This window comes from Streptomyces sp. HUAS YS2 (genome assembly GCF_033343995.1).
In the GTDB taxonomy this organism is placed as follows: domain Bacteria; phylum Actinomycetota; class Actinomycetes; order Streptomycetales; family Streptomycetaceae; genus Streptomyces; species Streptomyces solicathayae.
Map to the genome: position 1 here is coordinate 3,111,003 of NZ_CP137573.1, position 14,613 is coordinate 3,125,615.

Annotated in this window: 16 protein-coding genes; 6 read left to right on the top strand and 10 right to left on the bottom strand. The window is 73.7% G+C overall.

Annotation, left to right across the window (positions count from 1 at the left end; all coding sequences use genetic code 11):
- Nucleotides 1-43 precede the first annotated feature (43 nt).
- Entirely contained in the window at nt 44-748 is a 705-nt protein-coding gene (locus tag R2D22_RS14025; RefSeq protein WP_318103498.1) for a response regulator transcription factor, read from the bottom strand.
- Between the two features lie 73 nt (nt 749-821).
- On the bottom strand, nt 822-1,523 hold the full coding sequence (locus tag R2D22_RS14030; RefSeq protein ID WP_318103499.1) for a VanZ family protein: 702 nt from the start codon (nt 1,521-1,523) through the stop codon (nt 822-824).
- A 215-nt stretch (nt 1,524-1,738) separates the two neighbouring features.
- Here R2D22_RS14030 and R2D22_RS14035 point away from each other — a divergent pair, with 215 nt between their 5' ends.
- The 3 genes from R2D22_RS14035 to R2D22_RS14045 all read left to right on the top strand — a co-directional run bounded on the left by R2D22_RS14035 (nt 1,739) and on the right by R2D22_RS14045 (nt 3,629).
- Nucleotides 1,739-2,374 carry a hypothetical protein gene (locus tag R2D22_RS14035; RefSeq protein WP_318103500.1) on the top strand — a complete coding sequence of 212 codons (636 nt, stop codon included), beginning with the start codon at nt 1,739-1,741 and terminating at the stop codon, nt 2,372-2,374.
- A gap of 9 nt (nt 2,375-2,383) precedes the next feature.
- The gene (locus R2D22_RS14040; protein WP_318103501.1) at nt 2,384-2,794 is read left to right on the top strand and encodes a hypothetical protein; all 411 of its coding nucleotides are present in this window, start codon (nt 2,384-2,386) and stop codon (nt 2,792-2,794) included.
- Nucleotides 2,795-2,882: 88 nt separating this feature from the next.
- Nucleotides 2,883-3,629 carry a class I SAM-dependent methyltransferase gene (locus R2D22_RS14045; protein WP_318103502.1) on the top strand — a complete coding sequence of 249 codons (747 nt, stop codon included), beginning with the start codon at nt 2,883-2,885 and terminating at the stop codon, nt 3,627-3,629.
- Between the two features lie 232 nt (nt 3,630-3,861).
- On the opposite strand, the gene R2D22_RS14050 is transcribed toward R2D22_RS14045, so the two are convergent.
- Nucleotides 3,862-5,205: an AfsR/SARP family transcriptional regulator gene (locus R2D22_RS14050; RefSeq protein WP_318103504.1), complete on the bottom strand. Its 1,344-nt coding sequence runs from the start codon at nt 5,203-5,205 to the stop codon at nt 3,862-3,864.
- Nucleotides 5,206-5,308: 103 nt separating this feature from the next.
- Here R2D22_RS14050 and R2D22_RS14055 point away from each other — a divergent pair, with 103 nt between their 5' ends.
- Complete coding sequence (locus R2D22_RS14055; protein ID WP_318103505.1) at nt 5,309-5,839, top strand: hypothetical protein; 531 nt, start codon at nt 5,309-5,311, stop codon at nt 5,837-5,839.
- A 28-nt stretch (nt 5,840-5,867) separates the two neighbouring features.
- Here R2D22_RS14055 and R2D22_RS14060 read toward each other — a convergent pair whose 3' ends face one another.
- Together R2D22_RS14060 and R2D22_RS14065 are read right to left on the bottom strand one after the other, a co-directional pair.
- Nucleotides 5,868-6,494, bottom strand: coding sequence for a response regulator transcription factor (locus R2D22_RS14060; protein WP_318103506.1), 627 nt, complete (start codon nt 6,492-6,494; stop codon nt 5,868-5,870).
- Nucleotides 6,491-7,612 carry a sensor histidine kinase gene (locus tag R2D22_RS14065; protein WP_318103507.1) on the bottom strand — a complete coding sequence of 374 codons (1,122 nt, stop codon included), beginning with the start codon at nt 7,610-7,612 and terminating at the stop codon, nt 6,491-6,493. The genes R2D22_RS14060 and R2D22_RS14065 overlap by 4 nt, the downstream gene beginning before the upstream one ends.
- Nucleotides 7,613-7,786: 174 nt before the next feature.
- Here R2D22_RS14065 and R2D22_RS14070 point away from each other — a divergent pair, with 174 nt between their 5' ends.
- Nucleotides 7,787-8,368, top strand: a complete 582-nt coding sequence (locus R2D22_RS14070) for a hypothetical protein (RefSeq protein ID WP_318103508.1) — start codon at nt 7,787-7,789, stop codon at nt 8,366-8,368.
- A 72-nt stretch (nt 8,369-8,440) separates the two neighbouring features.
- Here R2D22_RS14070 and R2D22_RS14075 read toward each other — a convergent pair whose 3' ends face one another.
- Together R2D22_RS14075 and R2D22_RS14080 are read right to left on the bottom strand one after the other, a co-directional pair.
- The gene (locus tag R2D22_RS14075; RefSeq protein WP_318103509.1) at nt 8,441-9,709 is read right to left on the bottom strand and encodes a L,D-transpeptidase; all 1,269 of its coding nucleotides are present in this window, start codon (nt 9,707-9,709) and stop codon (nt 8,441-8,443) included.
- A gap of 188 nt (nt 9,710-9,897) precedes the next feature.
- Nucleotides 9,898-10,254: a hypothetical protein gene (locus R2D22_RS14080; RefSeq protein WP_318103510.1), complete on the bottom strand. Its 357-nt coding sequence runs from the start codon at nt 10,252-10,254 to the stop codon at nt 9,898-9,900.
- 110 nt (nt 10,255-10,364) lie between these two features.
- Between R2D22_RS14080 and R2D22_RS14085 the strand changes: the two genes are divergently transcribed.
- A complete protein-coding gene (locus tag R2D22_RS14085; protein ID WP_318103511.1) occupies nt 10,365-10,634 on the top strand; it encodes a hypothetical protein in 270 nt (89 codons plus the stop codon).
- Between the two features lie 90 nt (nt 10,635-10,724).
- Here R2D22_RS14085 and hutH read toward each other — a convergent pair whose 3' ends face one another.
- The 3 genes from hutH to R2D22_RS14100 form a co-directional block, all read right to left on the bottom strand.
- Nucleotides 10,725-12,266: a histidine ammonia-lyase gene (gene hutH / locus R2D22_RS14090; protein ID WP_318109750.1), complete on the bottom strand. Its 1,542-nt coding sequence runs from the start codon at nt 12,264-12,266 to the stop codon at nt 10,725-10,727.
- A 277-nt stretch (nt 12,267-12,543) separates the two neighbouring features.
- Complete coding sequence (locus tag R2D22_RS14095; protein ID WP_318103512.1) at nt 12,544-13,662, bottom strand: GGDEF domain-containing protein; 1,119 nt, start codon at nt 13,660-13,662, stop codon at nt 12,544-12,546.
- A gap of 127 nt (nt 13,663-13,789) precedes the next feature.
- Nucleotides 13,790-14,584, bottom strand: a complete 795-nt coding sequence (locus R2D22_RS14100; protein ID WP_318103514.1) for an enoyl-CoA hydratase/isomerase family protein — start codon at nt 14,582-14,584, stop codon at nt 13,790-13,792.
- Nucleotides 14,585-14,613 lie beyond the last annotated feature (29 nt).

Sequence of the window (14,613 nt, forward strand, 5' to 3'; positions counted from 1 at the left end):
GCTGAGGGTCAGTTTCAGCCGGGCGCTCGGACCCGAGCGGCGCCTATGCACGGGGAGTGCCCGGGTCGGAGTCGGGGCCGGCTCCGATGCCGGTGTCGATGCGGTAGCCGACGCCCGGCACCGTGGCGATGATCCACGGCTCGCCGAGCCGCTTCCGCAACGCGGAGACGGTGATGCGTACCGCGTTGGTGAGAGGGTCGGCGTTCTCGTCCCAGGCCCGTTCCAGCAGCTCTTCGGAGCTGACGACCCCGCCTTCCGCGGCGACGAGGACGTCGAGGACGGCGAACTGCTTGCGGGTCAACGCGACGTAGCGTCCGTCGCGGAAGACCTCGCGGCGGAAGGGGTCGAGGCGCAGGCCCGCGATCTCGCGGACCGGGGGCCGGGCGTACGCGCGCCTGCGGTCGAGCGCCCGCAGCCGCATCACGAGTTCGCGCAGCTCGAACGGCTTGGTGAGGTAGTCGTCGGCGCCGAGCTCGAACCCCGACGCCTTGTCGTCGATCCGGTCGGCGGCGGTGAGCATGAGGATCGGGATGCCGCTGCCGGAGGCGACGATGCGGCGGGCGACCTCGTCGCCGGAGGGGCCCGGGATGTCGCGGTCGAGGACGGCTAGGTCGTACGAGTTGACGCCGAGCAGTTCCAGGGCGGAGTCGCCGTCGAGGGCGATGTCGGCGGCGATCGCCTCCAGCCGCAGACCGTCACGGACGGCTTCGGCCAGGTAGGGCTCGTCCTCCACGATCAGTACGCGCATGGGGGAAGCGTAAGCAGGGGGAGGTATCGCCGACGTATGCGCGCGGGCGGCGGGGGTACGCCGGACGCGCGGCTCAGCCGACCGGCACCAAGGCGGGGCGAGCCACGTCCGCGGCGCGCCACCAGCGGCGCGACGCCAGTGCGGCGAGTACGGCGCCGGTGGCGTTGACGAGGACGTCGTCCACGGAGGACACCCGGTCCAGCCGCAGGACGTACTGCGCGGTCTCGACCAGGACCGAGCAGCCCGCACCGAGCGCCAGGATCCGCGGCACGGACGCGAGGGCCGCGAAGCGCATCGGTGCGAAGAAGCCGAGGGCCGCGAAGATCAGCAGGTTGCCGACGATCCCGAGCGTCCCCATCGTGGCCAGGTCCCGCAGCGGCACGAGGCTGACGCGAGCGGGGACGACGCCGGCTCCGGCGCCGGGCATCAGGGTCAGCCAGACGAGCGGCACGGTCCCGTGGACCATGCCCACCTCGGCCAGCGACATCCGCCACGCCCCCGCGACCCCGGCGGCCCGCCGCCGCCACGCCAGCACCCAGGCCACGAGCACGGCGACGGGCACCGCGACCACCACCATGAGGACCACACCGTTGAACGTCCCGAGGCAGCGGTCCCACCGCCCGGCCATGCACATCGGCCCTGCCATCAGGAGCGGCCCCCGCACGACGAACAGTCCGCCCACCACGCCGAGCACGGCCAGCCCGAAGAGCACGATCTGCAGCGTGCGACGGCGCGGGCGACGGGGCGGCACGGGCAAGGATGCGTTGTGGTTCACGCCTCCATTGGAGACGTGGAACCGTTGCCGCGGCGTATGCGATTTTCGATACGCCCGCGATACACCCTCGGCGGCGTGGGGCGGCCAGATGCAGCAGGACGTCCACGATGCATACGGACGAGTCGGCCCGCCGAGCCGGGGTGGGCGTTCGCGGTCGTGGGACCGGCGTGCGCGATCACCGGGGCCGTCCGACTCACCCGGCGATACTGAGTCACATGGGGTTCGGGACCTACGCGCGCACGGTGCGTGACGAACGGCTGCCGTCCGCGCGGCGGCATTCGGCGTTGCGGTGTGCCGTCGGGCTCTACCGTCCGCTCGGGTTCCACGCGACCTGGGCATACCTCGCCGCTACGGCGGTGCCGGCGCCGGACATGCGGCGGGACACCGGGGCCCTGCTTCGTGCGCTCGACGTGCTGGAGGCCAGTCGGGCGGTGCGGCTGCGGGAGGTGGCGGCGTTCGCGGAGCGGCGGCGGGGCGAGAAGGCGGCCGGCCGGCGGACGCCTCGGGCCGCCGACACCGCACCGTTCCGGGGGCCGCGCTGGCCCGGCGACACGGCGCCCTCACGCCTCGGGCTCGTCGCGGCCGTCGCGAACCGCCACGCCGCGTTCCGACGGCTCCCGCCACCCGACGATGCCCCTCTCGCGGACCTGCACGCCCGCCTCGACTCCTGCGCCCTGTCCTATCTGGCGCACCTCGGAGACGCCCCGACGCCCGACGACAGCCTCGCCGACGCGCTCGCCTCGATCCGCCACGCGCCGTTCCGCATGCACCTCCTCCCCTGGCTGCGCTTCGCGGACCTCCTCGTGTACGCCACCACCGCTTCCGGCCAGGTGCCGCGGTCGCTGGGCTAGCCTCTGGGCGTGCCCCCGTCCTCCGCGTACGAGCCCTGGTTCTTCGTCGGTGAGGGTGACGACGACGCCTTCGCGACGCTGGAGGGCGCTCGGCGCACCTTCGTCGGGGTGCTGCGTGAGCGGGCCGTGACCTGGCCCGGTGATCCCGCGGACACGTCCGTCCTCCTGCCCGAGGAGACCGGGTTCGCGCATCCGCTGGCCGTCCTGCGGGTGGTGTCCCGGGAGACCGGCGTCCTCTCGCACGTCTTCGGTGTCCTCTACGACGGGCAGGGCGTGCTGGGGACCGAGGTGCACGAGCAGATGTATCTGCCCCGGCACGGGTCCGCGGCCGGGATGCTGCGGGTCGGCGGTTCGCCCACCCTGTGCGCCGAGCGCACCGCGGACTGGCTCGAACGCATCCTGCGGGACCCGCCCGCGTAGGAAGCCTCGTACGAAACCGCGCCGGGCGCGCCACATTCGGCGGGAAATGACCGTGTCCCCCGGTCCCCCGAGCGCCGACCATGAGCCCATGACCCATACCGCACGGGCTCGTTCGTTCGACCGGGCGGCCGCCTCCTACGCCGCCAACCGTCCCTCGTACCCGCCCGCGCTGTACGACGCGCTCGAGGAACTCGTCGGCCGGCCGCTGCGCGGTGCGCGGGTCGCGGACGTCGGGGCCGGCACCGGGCTCGCGACCGCCGTGCTGCACGGGCGCGGCGCGCGCGTCGTCGCCGTCGAGCCCGGTCCGGGGATGGCCGCCCAGTTCCGGCTCGGGCTGCCCGGCGTCCCCCTGGTCCTCGGTGTCGGCGACGAACTGCCGCTCGCCTCCGGGTCCATGGACATCGTCACGTACGCGCAGGCCTGGCACTGGACCGACCCGCGCCGCTCCGTCCCCGAGGCGCTCCGCGTCCTCCGCCCCGGCGGGGCGCTCGCGCTCTGGTGGAACGACTCGGACGGCGCCGTCCCCTGGATCGCGGAGCAGGACGCCCGCATGCGCCGTCTCTTCGGCGCGGAGGACGCCGCCCACGATCCGCTCGACCGGTTCCGCCGCCTCCCAGCCGAACTCGCCTTCGCCCGCCGCCAGGTGACGTGGATGCGGCGGGTCCCGCTCGCCACGCACCTCGGGAACCTCGCCAGCTACTCCGACTTCCTCGTCCTCGGCGAGGACACGACACGCGCCTTCATGGAGCAGGAGCGCGAGCTGCTGGGCCTCGTCTTCCCGGACGGCACCGTCGAGGAGCGGTACGTGGCCAGCCTCGCGATCGCCCGCCGCTGACCACGGCCGCCCCCACAGGAGGGGGGCGGCGCATCGGACGCCGCCCCCATGATCCCGCCGCTCGGCGTGGGTGTGAGCGACGGGATCCCCCCGTGGAGCGATGCCAGTACAGCCCGCGCCGCTCGGCCGCGACAACGGCCCCGGGGCCCAACCGCCACACGGGACGGGCCCAACCTCACTGGGCCCAACTCCCTTGCCACACAGTCGAGTCGATGCGCGTCCAGGCACCCGGTCACAGCTTCCGCGTCGCTCCGCACGTCGACAGGGAGCACCAGCGGCGCCGACCCGTGGAGTCGAGGAAGAGCCAGCCGCAGTCGTCGCTCGGGCAGCTGCGGATCGTGAAGCGGCGCGGGTCCGTGAGGAGGTCGGCGGCGGCCCTGGCGGTGGCGTGGAGCGGGAGGCGCAGGCCCGCGGCGGGGGTGAGGCGCCAGTGGGCGAGGCCGTCGGGGGCGAGGGTGAGTACCGCGCCGCGTGCCGCCTCGCGGGCCGCCGACGCGACCACGGCGAAGGCGCGCGCGTCGCCGGGGTCGGTGAGGCACGCGTACAGCCGGGTACGGAACTCCTTCGCCTCGGCCAGCGCCCGCTCCGCCTCGTCCGGCCGGCGCTCGGCGCGGTCGACGAGCTGGGCGACGACGCCCTGGTCCGCGAGGTCCAGGTGCCCGGCCCACACCGCCAGGGTGCGGTACGTGCGCAGCCAGTCGGAGCCGGGGACGCGCGGGGTGTGGTGCCAGCCCGCGTACGTGTTGCAGAACTCCAGCGCCGGGTGTCCGCTCGTGGACCAGGGCAGCCACTCCTCGCCGACCCGGACCGCGTACAGCGGGGCGGGCGGCCGGTCGAGGCGTGGGTCGGCGCGGAGGATGCGGTCGTGGAGGGTGCCGAGCGCGGGCCCGGGGGCGATGCCGAGTTCGTCGGCCAGGTGCGCGCGGGTCCGCTCGTACAGGGCGAGCGCCTCGGCCTGGCGGCCCACTCGGTACATCGCGGTCATCCGGACGGCCACCAGGCCCTCGCGGGCGGGGAGTTCGTCGGCGAGTGGGGTCAGGTCCGCGAGGACCCGGTCGTGCAGGCCCATGGTGAGTTGGGCCTCGGCCCGCTGCTCCAGCGCGGTCAGGCGCAGTTCGGCGAGGCGGCCGCCGAGCCGGTCGCGGAGCGCGTCGTCGGTCAGGTCGGCCAGCAGCGGGCCGCGCCACAGCGCGAGCGCCCGGTCGTAGCAGGGCACCTTCTCACCGGGGTCGCCCGCCACCGCCGCCTGCCCGACCAGGTCGAGGAACTCCCGTACGTCCACGGCGTGTTCGTCAGGATCCAGGTCGAGCGCGTACCCGTCGTGGCGGGTGTCGACACGCAGCCCGTACGGGCGAAGGGCGGCCCTCAGCCGGCCGACGTACGTGTGGACGGTCGCGCGCGCGGACGCCGGCGGCTCGCCGTTCCACAGCAGGCCGATGAGGCGGTCCGTGGTCACCGCCGCACCTGGTTCCAGCAGCAGGACGGCGAGCAGGACGCGCTCCTGACGGCGGCTGCCGAGCAGCACGCGCTCTCCGTCGTGGCGCGCCTCGAAGGGGCCGAGCAGCCGGAATTCCATGGTCGTCAGCTTCTCACCGAGCGGGTGGTCAGGATCTGGTCAGGGGGTGGGGAGAGGCTCAAGTGCACCTGCTGTTCGGCCCTTTCGAGGAGTTCTCATGCCCATGGCCCCGCGTCCGACCGCTTCGTTCGTCGCCCTCACCGCACTGGGCGCCCTGCTCGCCGCCGCACCCGTCGCCCACGCCGAGGCGGCGGGGGCGGCCGGGACCGGTTGGGTCCCCGCGCCCTCCCCGTCGTGGTCGTTCCCGGCGGGCACGCGCTGCGACTTCCCGGTCAGCACCGCGCCGGTCCTCGACGAGGTCGTCCGCCGCACCCTGGAGACGCACCCCGACGGCAGCCCGAAGCTGGTCGAGTACAAGGGCGATCTGGTCGTCCGGGTCACCAACGGCGACACGGGCGCCACCTGGGACGCGGACGCGAGCGCCCGGGCCGTCGTCGAGATCCGGGAGGACCGTTCGCAGCTCTGGACCGTCCAGGGCCCGATCCTGGCCGGATTCGCCGCGAACGGCGGCACCCTGGCCCGCGGGCTGTACACCGTCGAGGGCGCGTACACGCTGGAGGTGTCGGCCACCGGGTACAAGACCCTGACCATGCTGCACGGAACCACCGACGCCCTCTGCGACCGCGTCGGGTGACGTTGCACCTGGGCCTCGAAGCCGGCCCTCACGCCAGGCCGGACCGCCAAGCCCAGGACGCGATGCCGACCCGGTTGCGGACGTCCAACTTGGCTTGGACGTTGGCGAGATGGGTCTTCACCGTGCCCGGTGTGACGATCAGCTCCGTGGCGATCTCCGCGTTGGTCAGGCCCTGCGCGACCAGGCGCGCGATCTCGCGCTCGCGCGGGGTCAGCGGGTCCTCGGGGCGGGTGCGGCCGGGCTGGGGGGCGAGGTGGCGGAGCAGGCGGACGGTGATCTGCGGGCTGATCAGGGTGTCGCCGGCCATCGCCGCCCGTACCGCCTCGATCAGCAGCGCCGGGCCCGAGCGCTTGAGCAGGAAGCCGCAGGCGCCGTGGCGCAGGGCAGTGTGGACGTAGTCGTCGAGGTCGAAGGTGGTCACCACGATCACCTTCGTCTCGGCGGCCAGCAGCCGCGTGACCTCCAGGCCGTCGCGCTTCGGCATCCGGATGTCGGCGAGGACGACGTCGGGGCGGAGCGTACGGGCGAGGTCGACGGCGGCGACGCCGTCGGCCGCCTCGGCGACGACGGTCATGTCCGGTTGCGAGTCCAGGATGAGCCGGAAGCCGCTGCGTACGTCGTCCTGGTCGTCGGCGATGAGGATCCGGGTGCTCATGCGGTGGTGGTCTCCTGGGGATGCCGGGTGGGCGCGGCGGACGTCGTGGGGAGGGTGACGGTCAGGGTCCAGCCGGTCGCGGCGGCGGCGGTGCGCAGGTCCCCACCGGTCGCGCGGACGCGCTCGGCGAGGGCGATCAGGCCGGTGCCGCCACGCTCCCGCGCCCCGGGCGGCGGCGACGTGCCGTCGTCGGCGACGGTGAGCCGTACGGCCGCGCCGTCGAGCACCAGCCGTACCTCGACGCGGCTCGCCCCGGCCGCGTGCCGACGTACGTTGGTCAGGGCCTCGGTCACCACGCGGTGCACGGTGGCGGCGACCTCCCGGGACAGCGCGTCCTCGACGCCCTCGCCGATCGCGGCCTCCGCGCGTACCCCGCCCTCCTCGCCGAAGCGGGCCACCAGCTCGACGACTTGGGCCAGCCCGGGCAGCGGCACACGGAGCGCGCCGACGGTCCGGTCCAGGGAGGCGAGGGCGGCCAGGCCGGCCCGCTCGATGCGTTCGAGGGCGGGCAGCGCCGCGGCCGGGTCCTGACCGGCGACGAACCGGGCGGCCTGCGCCTGGGCGACGATCCCGCTGATGTCGTGGGCGACGAAGTCGTGCAGGTCGTGCGCGAGCCGCAACTGCTCGGCCCGCTCGGCGTCGTGCACGGCGCGGGCGCGGCGGCGCTCCGTCAGACGCGGGTAGCCGCCGACGACGGCCGCCCCTGCGGAGGGCACGCACCAGAACGCGGCCAGGCCCACGTGCTCGAAGAACGAGGCGTCCGGCAGCAGCGGGAGCGTCCACAGCGCGGCCGCCGCCGCGGCGACAGCGCCACCGGCCACCGCCTCACGGCGCGGACTCCAGCGGTACGCCGCCGCCTGCAGCACCACGAGCAGGCAGGCCCCGGCGAACAGCGCGCGGGACTCCCCGTACGTCCCTTCGAGCACGGGCAGTACGGCGAGCAGCGCGGCCCCGGCCACTCCGGCCGACCGCCCCGCCGCCCGACGCGCCCGTGCCCTGAACGGCGCCGGCCCGACGACGAGCGCGGTCAGCGCAACAGCCGCCGGCAGCACGGCAAGTACAGCGAGTACGGCGAGTACGGGCGGAGCGGCCGGTACGGCCCCCGACGTTCCCGTCATGCGATCACCCCCGCCCCCACCCTACGGAGCAGCGTCCCTCCCCCGCCCTCTGCCGATCGGCAGAGGGCGGCCGCGGTCCGGCGCCAGGATCTGCCGGTCGGCGGATGGGGTCGCGGCGGGGTCCACGGCGAGGCTGAGCCCATCGACCGGCAACGCCACGAAGGGACTTCAGCGATGACCGCAGCGACTCGTTACCGCACCTCCACCGGCACCACTTCCCACCCCGCCGGAGACCCCACCACTCCGCCCCGCTGGGTCGTCCGTACCGCGCACCTCGCCGCACTCGCCCCGCTGCCGAGCGGCCTGTGGCGGCTGGCCGCCGCGCTGGGCGTGCCGGTCGGGTTCTCCGGGGAGAACGCGCTGGCCCACGTGACCCCGGGCGGCTTCTTCTCGCTCTACATGATCGGGCTGAGCCTGTTCGCGGAGACGCTCGGTCTGCTCGCGCTCGGTCTGGTCCAGCGCTGGGGCCAGGTGTTCTGGTCGTGGCTGCCGCTGGTCGGCGGGCGCAGAGTGCCGACCTGGTTCGCCGTGCCCCTGGCGGGCGCCGGGGCGCTCGCGCTCACGGCGATCACCGTCCTCGGTGCCTTCAACTGGAACGGCCCGGAGACCATGGGCCACCCCGAGTCCCCGAAGGGCCTCGCGTACCTGGTCATGACGGCCTGCTACGCCCCGCTGCTCGCCTGGGGGCCGCTGCTGGCCGTGGCGACCGCGCACTACTGGCTGCGCCGCCGCCGGGCCGCGCGCCAGGGCGCCTAGGGCCCAGAGACGACAGGCGGCGGCGCCCCCGTCCGGGGGCGCCGCCGCCTGGTGCGTGCGTGCGTGCGGGGATCAGACCGCGGAGCCGGCCTTCCAGGACGCCCAGTCCAGGTTCCAGCCGTTCAGGCCGTTGTCGGGGGCGATCGTCTTGTCCTTGGAGTTCTTCACGACCACGACGTCACCGACGATCGAGTTGTCGTAGAGCCACGCGGCGGACTGGTTCGGGTCGCCGGCGCCCTTGACGTCGTTCAGGCCCACGCAGCCGTGGCTGGTGTTCGTGGAGCCGAAGATCGAGTCCGGACCCCAGTAGTTGCCGTGGATGAACGTGCCGGAGGTGGACAGGCGCATGGCGTGCGGCACGTCCTTGATGTCGTACTCGCCCTTGCCGTCGTCGTCCGTGAAGCCGACGGTCGCGCCGTTCATCCGGGTCTCCTTGAACTTCTCGGAGATCACCATCTGACCGTTGTAGGTCGGGTTGTCCGGGGAGCCGGCGGAGATCGGGATCGTCTTGACGACCTGGCCGTTCCGCTTGACCGTCATCGTCTTGGTGGCGACGTCGACGGTCGAGACCTGGTTGCGGCCGATCTTGAAGGTGACGGTCTTCTGCTGGACGCCGAAGACGCCCTGCGCGCCCTCGACGCCGTCGAGGTCCAGCTTCAGCGTGACGGTCGAGCCCTCGGTCCAGTACTGGTCCGGGCGGAAGTCCAGGCGCTGGTTGCCGAACCAGTGGCCGACGACCTCCTGGCCGGAGCTGGAGCTGACGGTGATGCCGCCCTGGACGGCCTTCTTGTCCGTGATCGCCTTGTTGAAGTTGATCGAGACGGGCATGCCGACGCCGACCGTGGAGCCGTCCTCGGGCGTGAAGTTGCCGATGAAGCTGTTGGCCTGGGAGACGGTGGTGAAGGAGGAGTTCTCGTGCGCCTCCAGGCCGTCCGCGTCCTTCGCCGTCGCGGCGATCTTGTAGACGGTGGCGCGGTCCAGCTGTTCGGTGGGCGCCCAGCTGGTGCCGTCCGCGGACATCTCGCCCTTGACGGACTTGCCGCCCTCGGTGGTCATGGTGACCTGGGTGAGCGTGCCGCCGCTGACGGTGACCTTGGTGTCCTTGTTGATCGACGCGTTCACCGCGCCGTTCTTCGGCGTGATGGATATCTGCGCCTTGGACGTCTTCTGCGCCGCCGCCTCGTCGACCTGCGCCTGCGACTCCGGCGTCTTCGCGCTCGCCGCGCCGTCGCCGTCCCCGCCGCTGCACGCCGAGAGCACCAGAACGCCGCCGAGCAGCGCCGAGGCGGCCGCGAGGCCCTTCTTGCGCCGCTTGCCGTCCATGATCACACGCTTCTCCATCGCCGCTGGTTTCCCCTGCCAACTACTCGTAACAACATCCATGAGAACCCGGCCGGTTCCGAATCCGTCGGGTTTGTGGGGAACACCACTGATCGACGCGCGCGCGGAGCGGATGGTTCCAGGTGTATGGAAAAGGCCCCGGAGCGCGGTCTCGCGACGGCGCTCCGGGGCCTCCCGGGCTCTGGTTCTCAGGCCCGGACGACCGGATCGCCGTCCTCGTCGTCTTCCTCGACCCCATCTTCCTCGTCGAGGTCCCATTCCAGGGAATCGGGGTCGTACTCGACGGGCTCGGTGCTCCAGGAGGCGTGGGCGAGGTCGACCCCGCGGACGGCGCCGAGCAGGTCGACGGGGTCCACGAGGTACGCGAGGGCCTCCGCCTCGTCCTCGCGCACCGCCTCCTCGGCGAAGGTCCGTTCCTCGGCCGGCATGGCCTCGTCGGTCGCGATCCGCTCCAGGGCGGCGGCGGTCAGGGCCTCCGCGTCGGCCACTTCGAGGACCAGATCCACTCGAAGCCGTACATACCGTGATGTCTCAGAAGTCGTCATACGACGGAGCGTAAGCTGCGCGGGGCCTCGGCTTTCCTGCGACCCGCTGTGTTCATTAGCATCGGCGGACGCCACCAATTCGCGGATGCCGCAAGGGGGATCGAATTTCCGTGTCCGTCGCTCGCCGACCGCTGCTGACCGCCACCGCCGCCGGCACGCTGCTGTGTGCGCTGTGGTTCGTCCCGTCCGCGAACGCCACCGACGAGGAACTGGCCGCCGAACAGCGGCGCGCCGTCGTCGCCCAGAGCGAGCAGGAGCTGCGACTCGCGGACACCGGCGGGGTGGACACGACGCCGTACCTGCTGGGCGGCACGGGCTTCCTGGTGGTCGGCGCGGGCTTCGTGACGCTGGCGATGCGGCGCGGCGGCCGGGCGTACTGACACGGACGCAGACGCACGAAGACGGACTCAGACGTACGAAGAGGGCCGCTCCCGGCACCGGGGGCGGCCCTCTTCGTACGCGAGGCTTCGCTAGGCCAGCGGGCCGGTCACCGTCTCGACGGCGGTGACGAGCTTGCCGCTGCGGACGAAGACGTCGGCGGCCTCCAGGTCGGGGGCGAGGAAGCGGTCCGGGCCGGGGCCCTGGACACCGGCGCCGCGCAGGGCCTCGATGGCCGCCTGGGAGGCGGGGGCCGGGGTGAGGCCGTGGCGGAGCTCGATGCCGCGGGTGGCGGCGTACAGCTCGACGGCGAGGATCCGGTTGAGGTTGCCGATCGCGGTGCGCAGCTTGCGGGCGGCGGACCAGCCCATGGAGACATGGTCCTCCTGCATCGCGGAGGACGGGATCGAGTCCGCGGAGGCCGGGACGGCGAGCCGCTTCATCTCGCTGACCAGGGCGGCCTGCGTGTACTGGGCGATCATCAGGCCGGAGTCGACGCCGGCGTCGTCGGCGAGGAACGGCGGGAGGCCGTGCGAGCGGTTCTTGTCGAGGAGCCGGTCCGTGCGGCGCTCGGCGATGGAGCCGAGGTCGGCGGCGGCGATCGCGAGGAAGTCGAGGACGTACGCGACGGGGGCGCCGTGGAAGTTGCCGTTGGACTCGACGCGGCCGTCGGCGAGCACGACCGGGTTGTCGACGGCGGACGCCAGCTCGCGCTCGGCGACGAGGCGGGCGTGCGCGACGGTGTCGCGGCCGGCGCCGGCGACCTGCGGGGCGCAGCGGATCGAGTACGCGTCCTGCACGCGCGGGGCCTCGTCGGCCTGGAAGTGGCCGGTGAGCTCGGAGCCGTCGAGGACCGCGAGCATGTTGGCGGCGGAGGCGCCCTGGCCCGGGTGGGGGCGGATGGCGTGCAGCTCGGGGCGGAGGACCTTGTCCGTGCCGAGCAGGGCCTCCAGGGAGAGCGCCGCGGTGATGTCGGCGGTCTTGTAGAGGGTGTCGAGGTCGGCGAGGGCCATGCAGAGCATGCCGAGCATGCCGTCGGTGCCGTTGAGGAGGGCCAGGCCCTCCTTCTCGCGGAGCTCGACGGGGGCGATGCCGTGCGCGGCGAGCAGCTCGCCGGCGGGCTTCACGACGCCGTCCGGGCCCTCCGCGTCGCCCTCGCCCATGAGCGCGAGGGCGCAGTGGGAGAGCGGCGCGAGGTCGCCGGAGCAGCCGAGCGAGCCGTACTCGTGGACGACCGGGGTGATGCCGGCGTTGAGCAGGTCGGCCATGGTCTGGGCGACCTCGGGGCGGACGCCGGTGTGGCCGGAGGCCACGGTCTTGAGCCGCAGGAACATCAGCGCGCGCACGACCTCGCGCTCGACGCGCGGGCCCATGCCGGCGGCGTGCGAGCGGACGATGTTGCGCTGCAGCTGGGCGCGGAGCTCGTGGCTGATGTGCCGGGTGGCGAGCGCACCGAAGCCGGTCGAGACGCCGTAGACGGGCTCGGGCTTGGCGGCGAGCGCGTCGACGACCGCCCGCGCGGCGGCGAGCGCCTGCAGCGCCACGGGCGAGAGCTCGACACGGGCGCCGTGACGGGCGACGTCGATGACGTCCTGCGCGGTGGTGCCGGACGTCCCCAGCACGACGGAGTGCATATCCATATTCAGCAGCCTACGGACTGAATCCCAACATGTCACCACCCCTCTTCCTGACGACCCCTTACACCGACCGGGTGGACGACGTCGCCGCAGGCGGCGAGGGACGGACGCGGCGAAGCGGGGCGCTGCGGGGGCGGGCGCGGCGGGGCGGGGCCACAGGCACCGGAGAGGTGCAGCCGCGCGAGGGGCCGACCGGGGGAGATTGACCCGCGAAGGCTCCTCGGCGCACCCGCGCCGAGCCGGCAGCGGTGCGCCGCCCCCGCGAGCGCTCCGCTCACACCGGGGGTGCGTCGCGGAAACGGCGGCGGTCTCTCGGGTGCGGAGGCGGGGCGTCCGCGAGGCGGACCACCGCGCCGTCGCGGCCGGCCACCACCGGCTTCGCCGAGCGGGCCGCCTTGGCCTGGTACTGGGCCGCGTCCGCGAGGCGGAACAGGCGGCGGGCCGAGCGGAGGGGGCCGATCTCGTCCCCGGTGGACGCGACGCCGCAGGCCACGCCCTCGCCGAGCTCCAGCTCCTCGGCCCGTACGCACAGCTCGTCGGCGACCCGCACCACCTCGTCCGCCGTGGGGCCCACCGACAGCAGGCAGAACTCGTCGCCGCCGAGCCGGGCCGACAGCGCGCCGGGGAGCATCGCCCCGCACCGCGACAGAACGGAGCCGAACCGTTCCAGCAGCCGGTCGCCCACCGCGTGCCCGTGGGTGTCGTTGACGAGCTTGAGACCGTTCAGGTCGCAGACGACGAGACTCACCACCGTCCCGTCCGTCCGGTACCGCTCGACCGCCTCGTCGAGCCGGGCGTCGACCGCCCTGCGGTTCGCCAGGCCCGTCAGCGGGTCGGTGAAGGCCAGCTTGCGGACCTCCTCCAGGCGCTCCGCCTGCGCGATCCCCGCCGCGACCACCGCAGACAGCACCGTCGCGAAGCCCGCGTCGTCCGCGCCGAAGACCGGCGCACCGGCCGGCCGCGCCACGTACAGCTCGCCCCAGGCCCGTCCGTGCAGCACGATCGGGGCCACCACGCAGGAGCCCCGGCCGCGCTTGCGCAGCCCCAGGACCCGCCCGGTCGGCGGTTCGTCCGCGTCGGTCTCGACCCACGCGTCGGGCCCGCCACCACCGGCCCATCGCTCGTGCAGGAACTCGGTGATCTCGGGGAACTCGTGCACCGGGTACGTCTCGGAGTCCGGGAACTCCTCCTCGCCCAGGGCCCGCTCCCCCGCGTTCACCAGCACCTTCAGACGGCCGTGGTCCCGCTCCCACACCGACACCGCGGCGAAGCTGCCACCCAGCCCGGCGGCGGCGCCGAGCGCCGCCGCCCGCCAGGACTCCCGCGGGGTGTGTGCCGCCGCCATCGCCTGCGCCAGGGCCACTACGGCCCGCAGCCGCACATCATCTCCCATTCCTCCAGCTTAGGGAGGTTTCGTCCGTTTTCACTCGCGAGGCGTCACGGAAGATCACGAAGCGTCACGCACGTCACCCGCCCGACTGCCCACGGCAGCTCATCGACGGGGGCGTTCACCCACCCGCTCACTCACCCGGCCAGTTCGGCTTCCGCTTCTCGTTGAACGCCGCCACACCCTCCGCGCGGTCCCCGGAGAAGGCCACCGAGCGCCACGCCGCGTCCTCGACCTCCAGGCCCGCCCGCAGGTCGAGACCCTGCCCCAGCCGCATCGCGCGCTTCGCCGCCCGCAGCCCGACCGGCGAGTTCGCCGCGATCCGGCCGGCCAGCTCCAGCGCCGCGGTCCGCGCGTCCTCCTCCAGGAGATCGACGAGGCCCAGCTCACGGGCCTCCACCGCCTTCACCCGGCGCGCCGTGAACACCAGCTCGGCCGCCCGCGCGGCACCGACCCGGCGCGGCAGCAGCTGCGTACCGCCGCCGCCCGGGATGACGCCCACCGAGACCTCCGGCAGCCCGACCACGGCCGTCGCGTCCGCGACGATCACGTCACAGGCCAGCGCCAGCTCGAAGCCGCCGCCCAGCGCGAAGCCGTGCACCGCGGCGACGGTCGGCATCGGCAGCTCCAGCACGCCGGTGTACGCGCCGCGGGCCGTCGGCCGCTGCCGGACCAGCTCCGCGTCCGTGAAGGAGTTCCGCTCCTTGAGGTCCGCGCCGACGCAGAACGCCTTCTCGTTCGACGAGGTCAGCACCGTCACCCGCACCGACGGGTCCGCGGCGAGCGCGTCGCAGGCCGCCCCGATGGACCGCGCCATCTCGGACGAGACCGCGTTCATCGCCTTGGGCCGGTCGAGGACGAGCTCGGCGACGTACCCCTGGTCGTGCCGACGTACGGCGACGAACTCCCCAAAACGCTGCTCGGACATGACCGCAGACCTCCCGGTTAACGACTGTT

What these genes read in the sequence shown, in the direction of transcription:
- R2D22_RS14025 (WP_318103498.1), bottom strand. Translation starts at nt 748, where the DNA reads ATGCGCGTACTGATCGTGGAGGACGAGCCCTACCTGGCCGAAGCCGTC.
- R2D22_RS14035 (WP_318103500.1), top strand. Translation starts at nt 1,739, where the DNA reads ATGGGGTTCGGGACCTACGCGCGCACGGTGCGTGACGAACGGCTGCCG.
- R2D22_RS14045 (WP_318103502.1), top strand. Translation starts at nt 2,883, where the DNA reads ATGACCCATACCGCACGGGCTCGTTCGTTCGACCGGGCGGCCGCCTCC.
- R2D22_RS14050 (WP_318103504.1), bottom strand. Translation starts at nt 5,205, where the DNA reads ATGGAATTCCGGCTGCTCGGCCCCTTCGAGGCGCGCCACGACGGAGAG.
- R2D22_RS14055 (WP_318103505.1), top strand. Translation starts at nt 5,309, where the DNA reads ATGGCCCCGCGTCCGACCGCTTCGTTCGTCGCCCTCACCGCACTGGGC.
- R2D22_RS14060 (WP_318103506.1), bottom strand. Translation starts at nt 6,494, where the DNA reads ATGAGCACCCGGATCCTCATCGCCGACGACCAGGACGACGTACGCAGC.
- R2D22_RS14065 (WP_318103507.1), bottom strand. Translation starts at nt 7,612, where the DNA reads ATGACGGGAACGTCGGGGGCCGTACCGGCCGCTCCGCCCGTACTCGCC.
- R2D22_RS14070 (WP_318103508.1), top strand. Translation starts at nt 7,787, where the DNA reads ATGACCGCAGCGACTCGTTACCGCACCTCCACCGGCACCACTTCCCAC.
- R2D22_RS14075 (WP_318103509.1), bottom strand. Translation starts at nt 9,709, where the DNA reads ATGGAGAAGCGTGTGATCATGGACGGCAAGCGGCGCAAGAAGGGCCTC.
- R2D22_RS14080 (WP_318103510.1), bottom strand. Translation starts at nt 10,254, where the DNA reads ATGACGACTTCTGAGACATCACGGTATGTACGGCTTCGAGTGGATCTG.
- hutH (WP_318109750.1), bottom strand. Translation starts at nt 12,266, where the DNA reads ATGCACTCCGTCGTGCTGGGGACGTCCGGCACCACCGCGCAGGACGTC.
- R2D22_RS14095 (WP_318103512.1), bottom strand. Translation starts at nt 13,662, where the DNA reads ATGGGAGATGATGTGCGGCTGCGGGCCGTAGTGGCCCTGGCGCAGGCG.
- R2D22_RS14100 (WP_318103514.1), bottom strand. Translation starts at nt 14,584, where the DNA reads ATGTCCGAGCAGCGTTTTGGGGAGTTCGTCGCCGTACGTCGGCACGAC.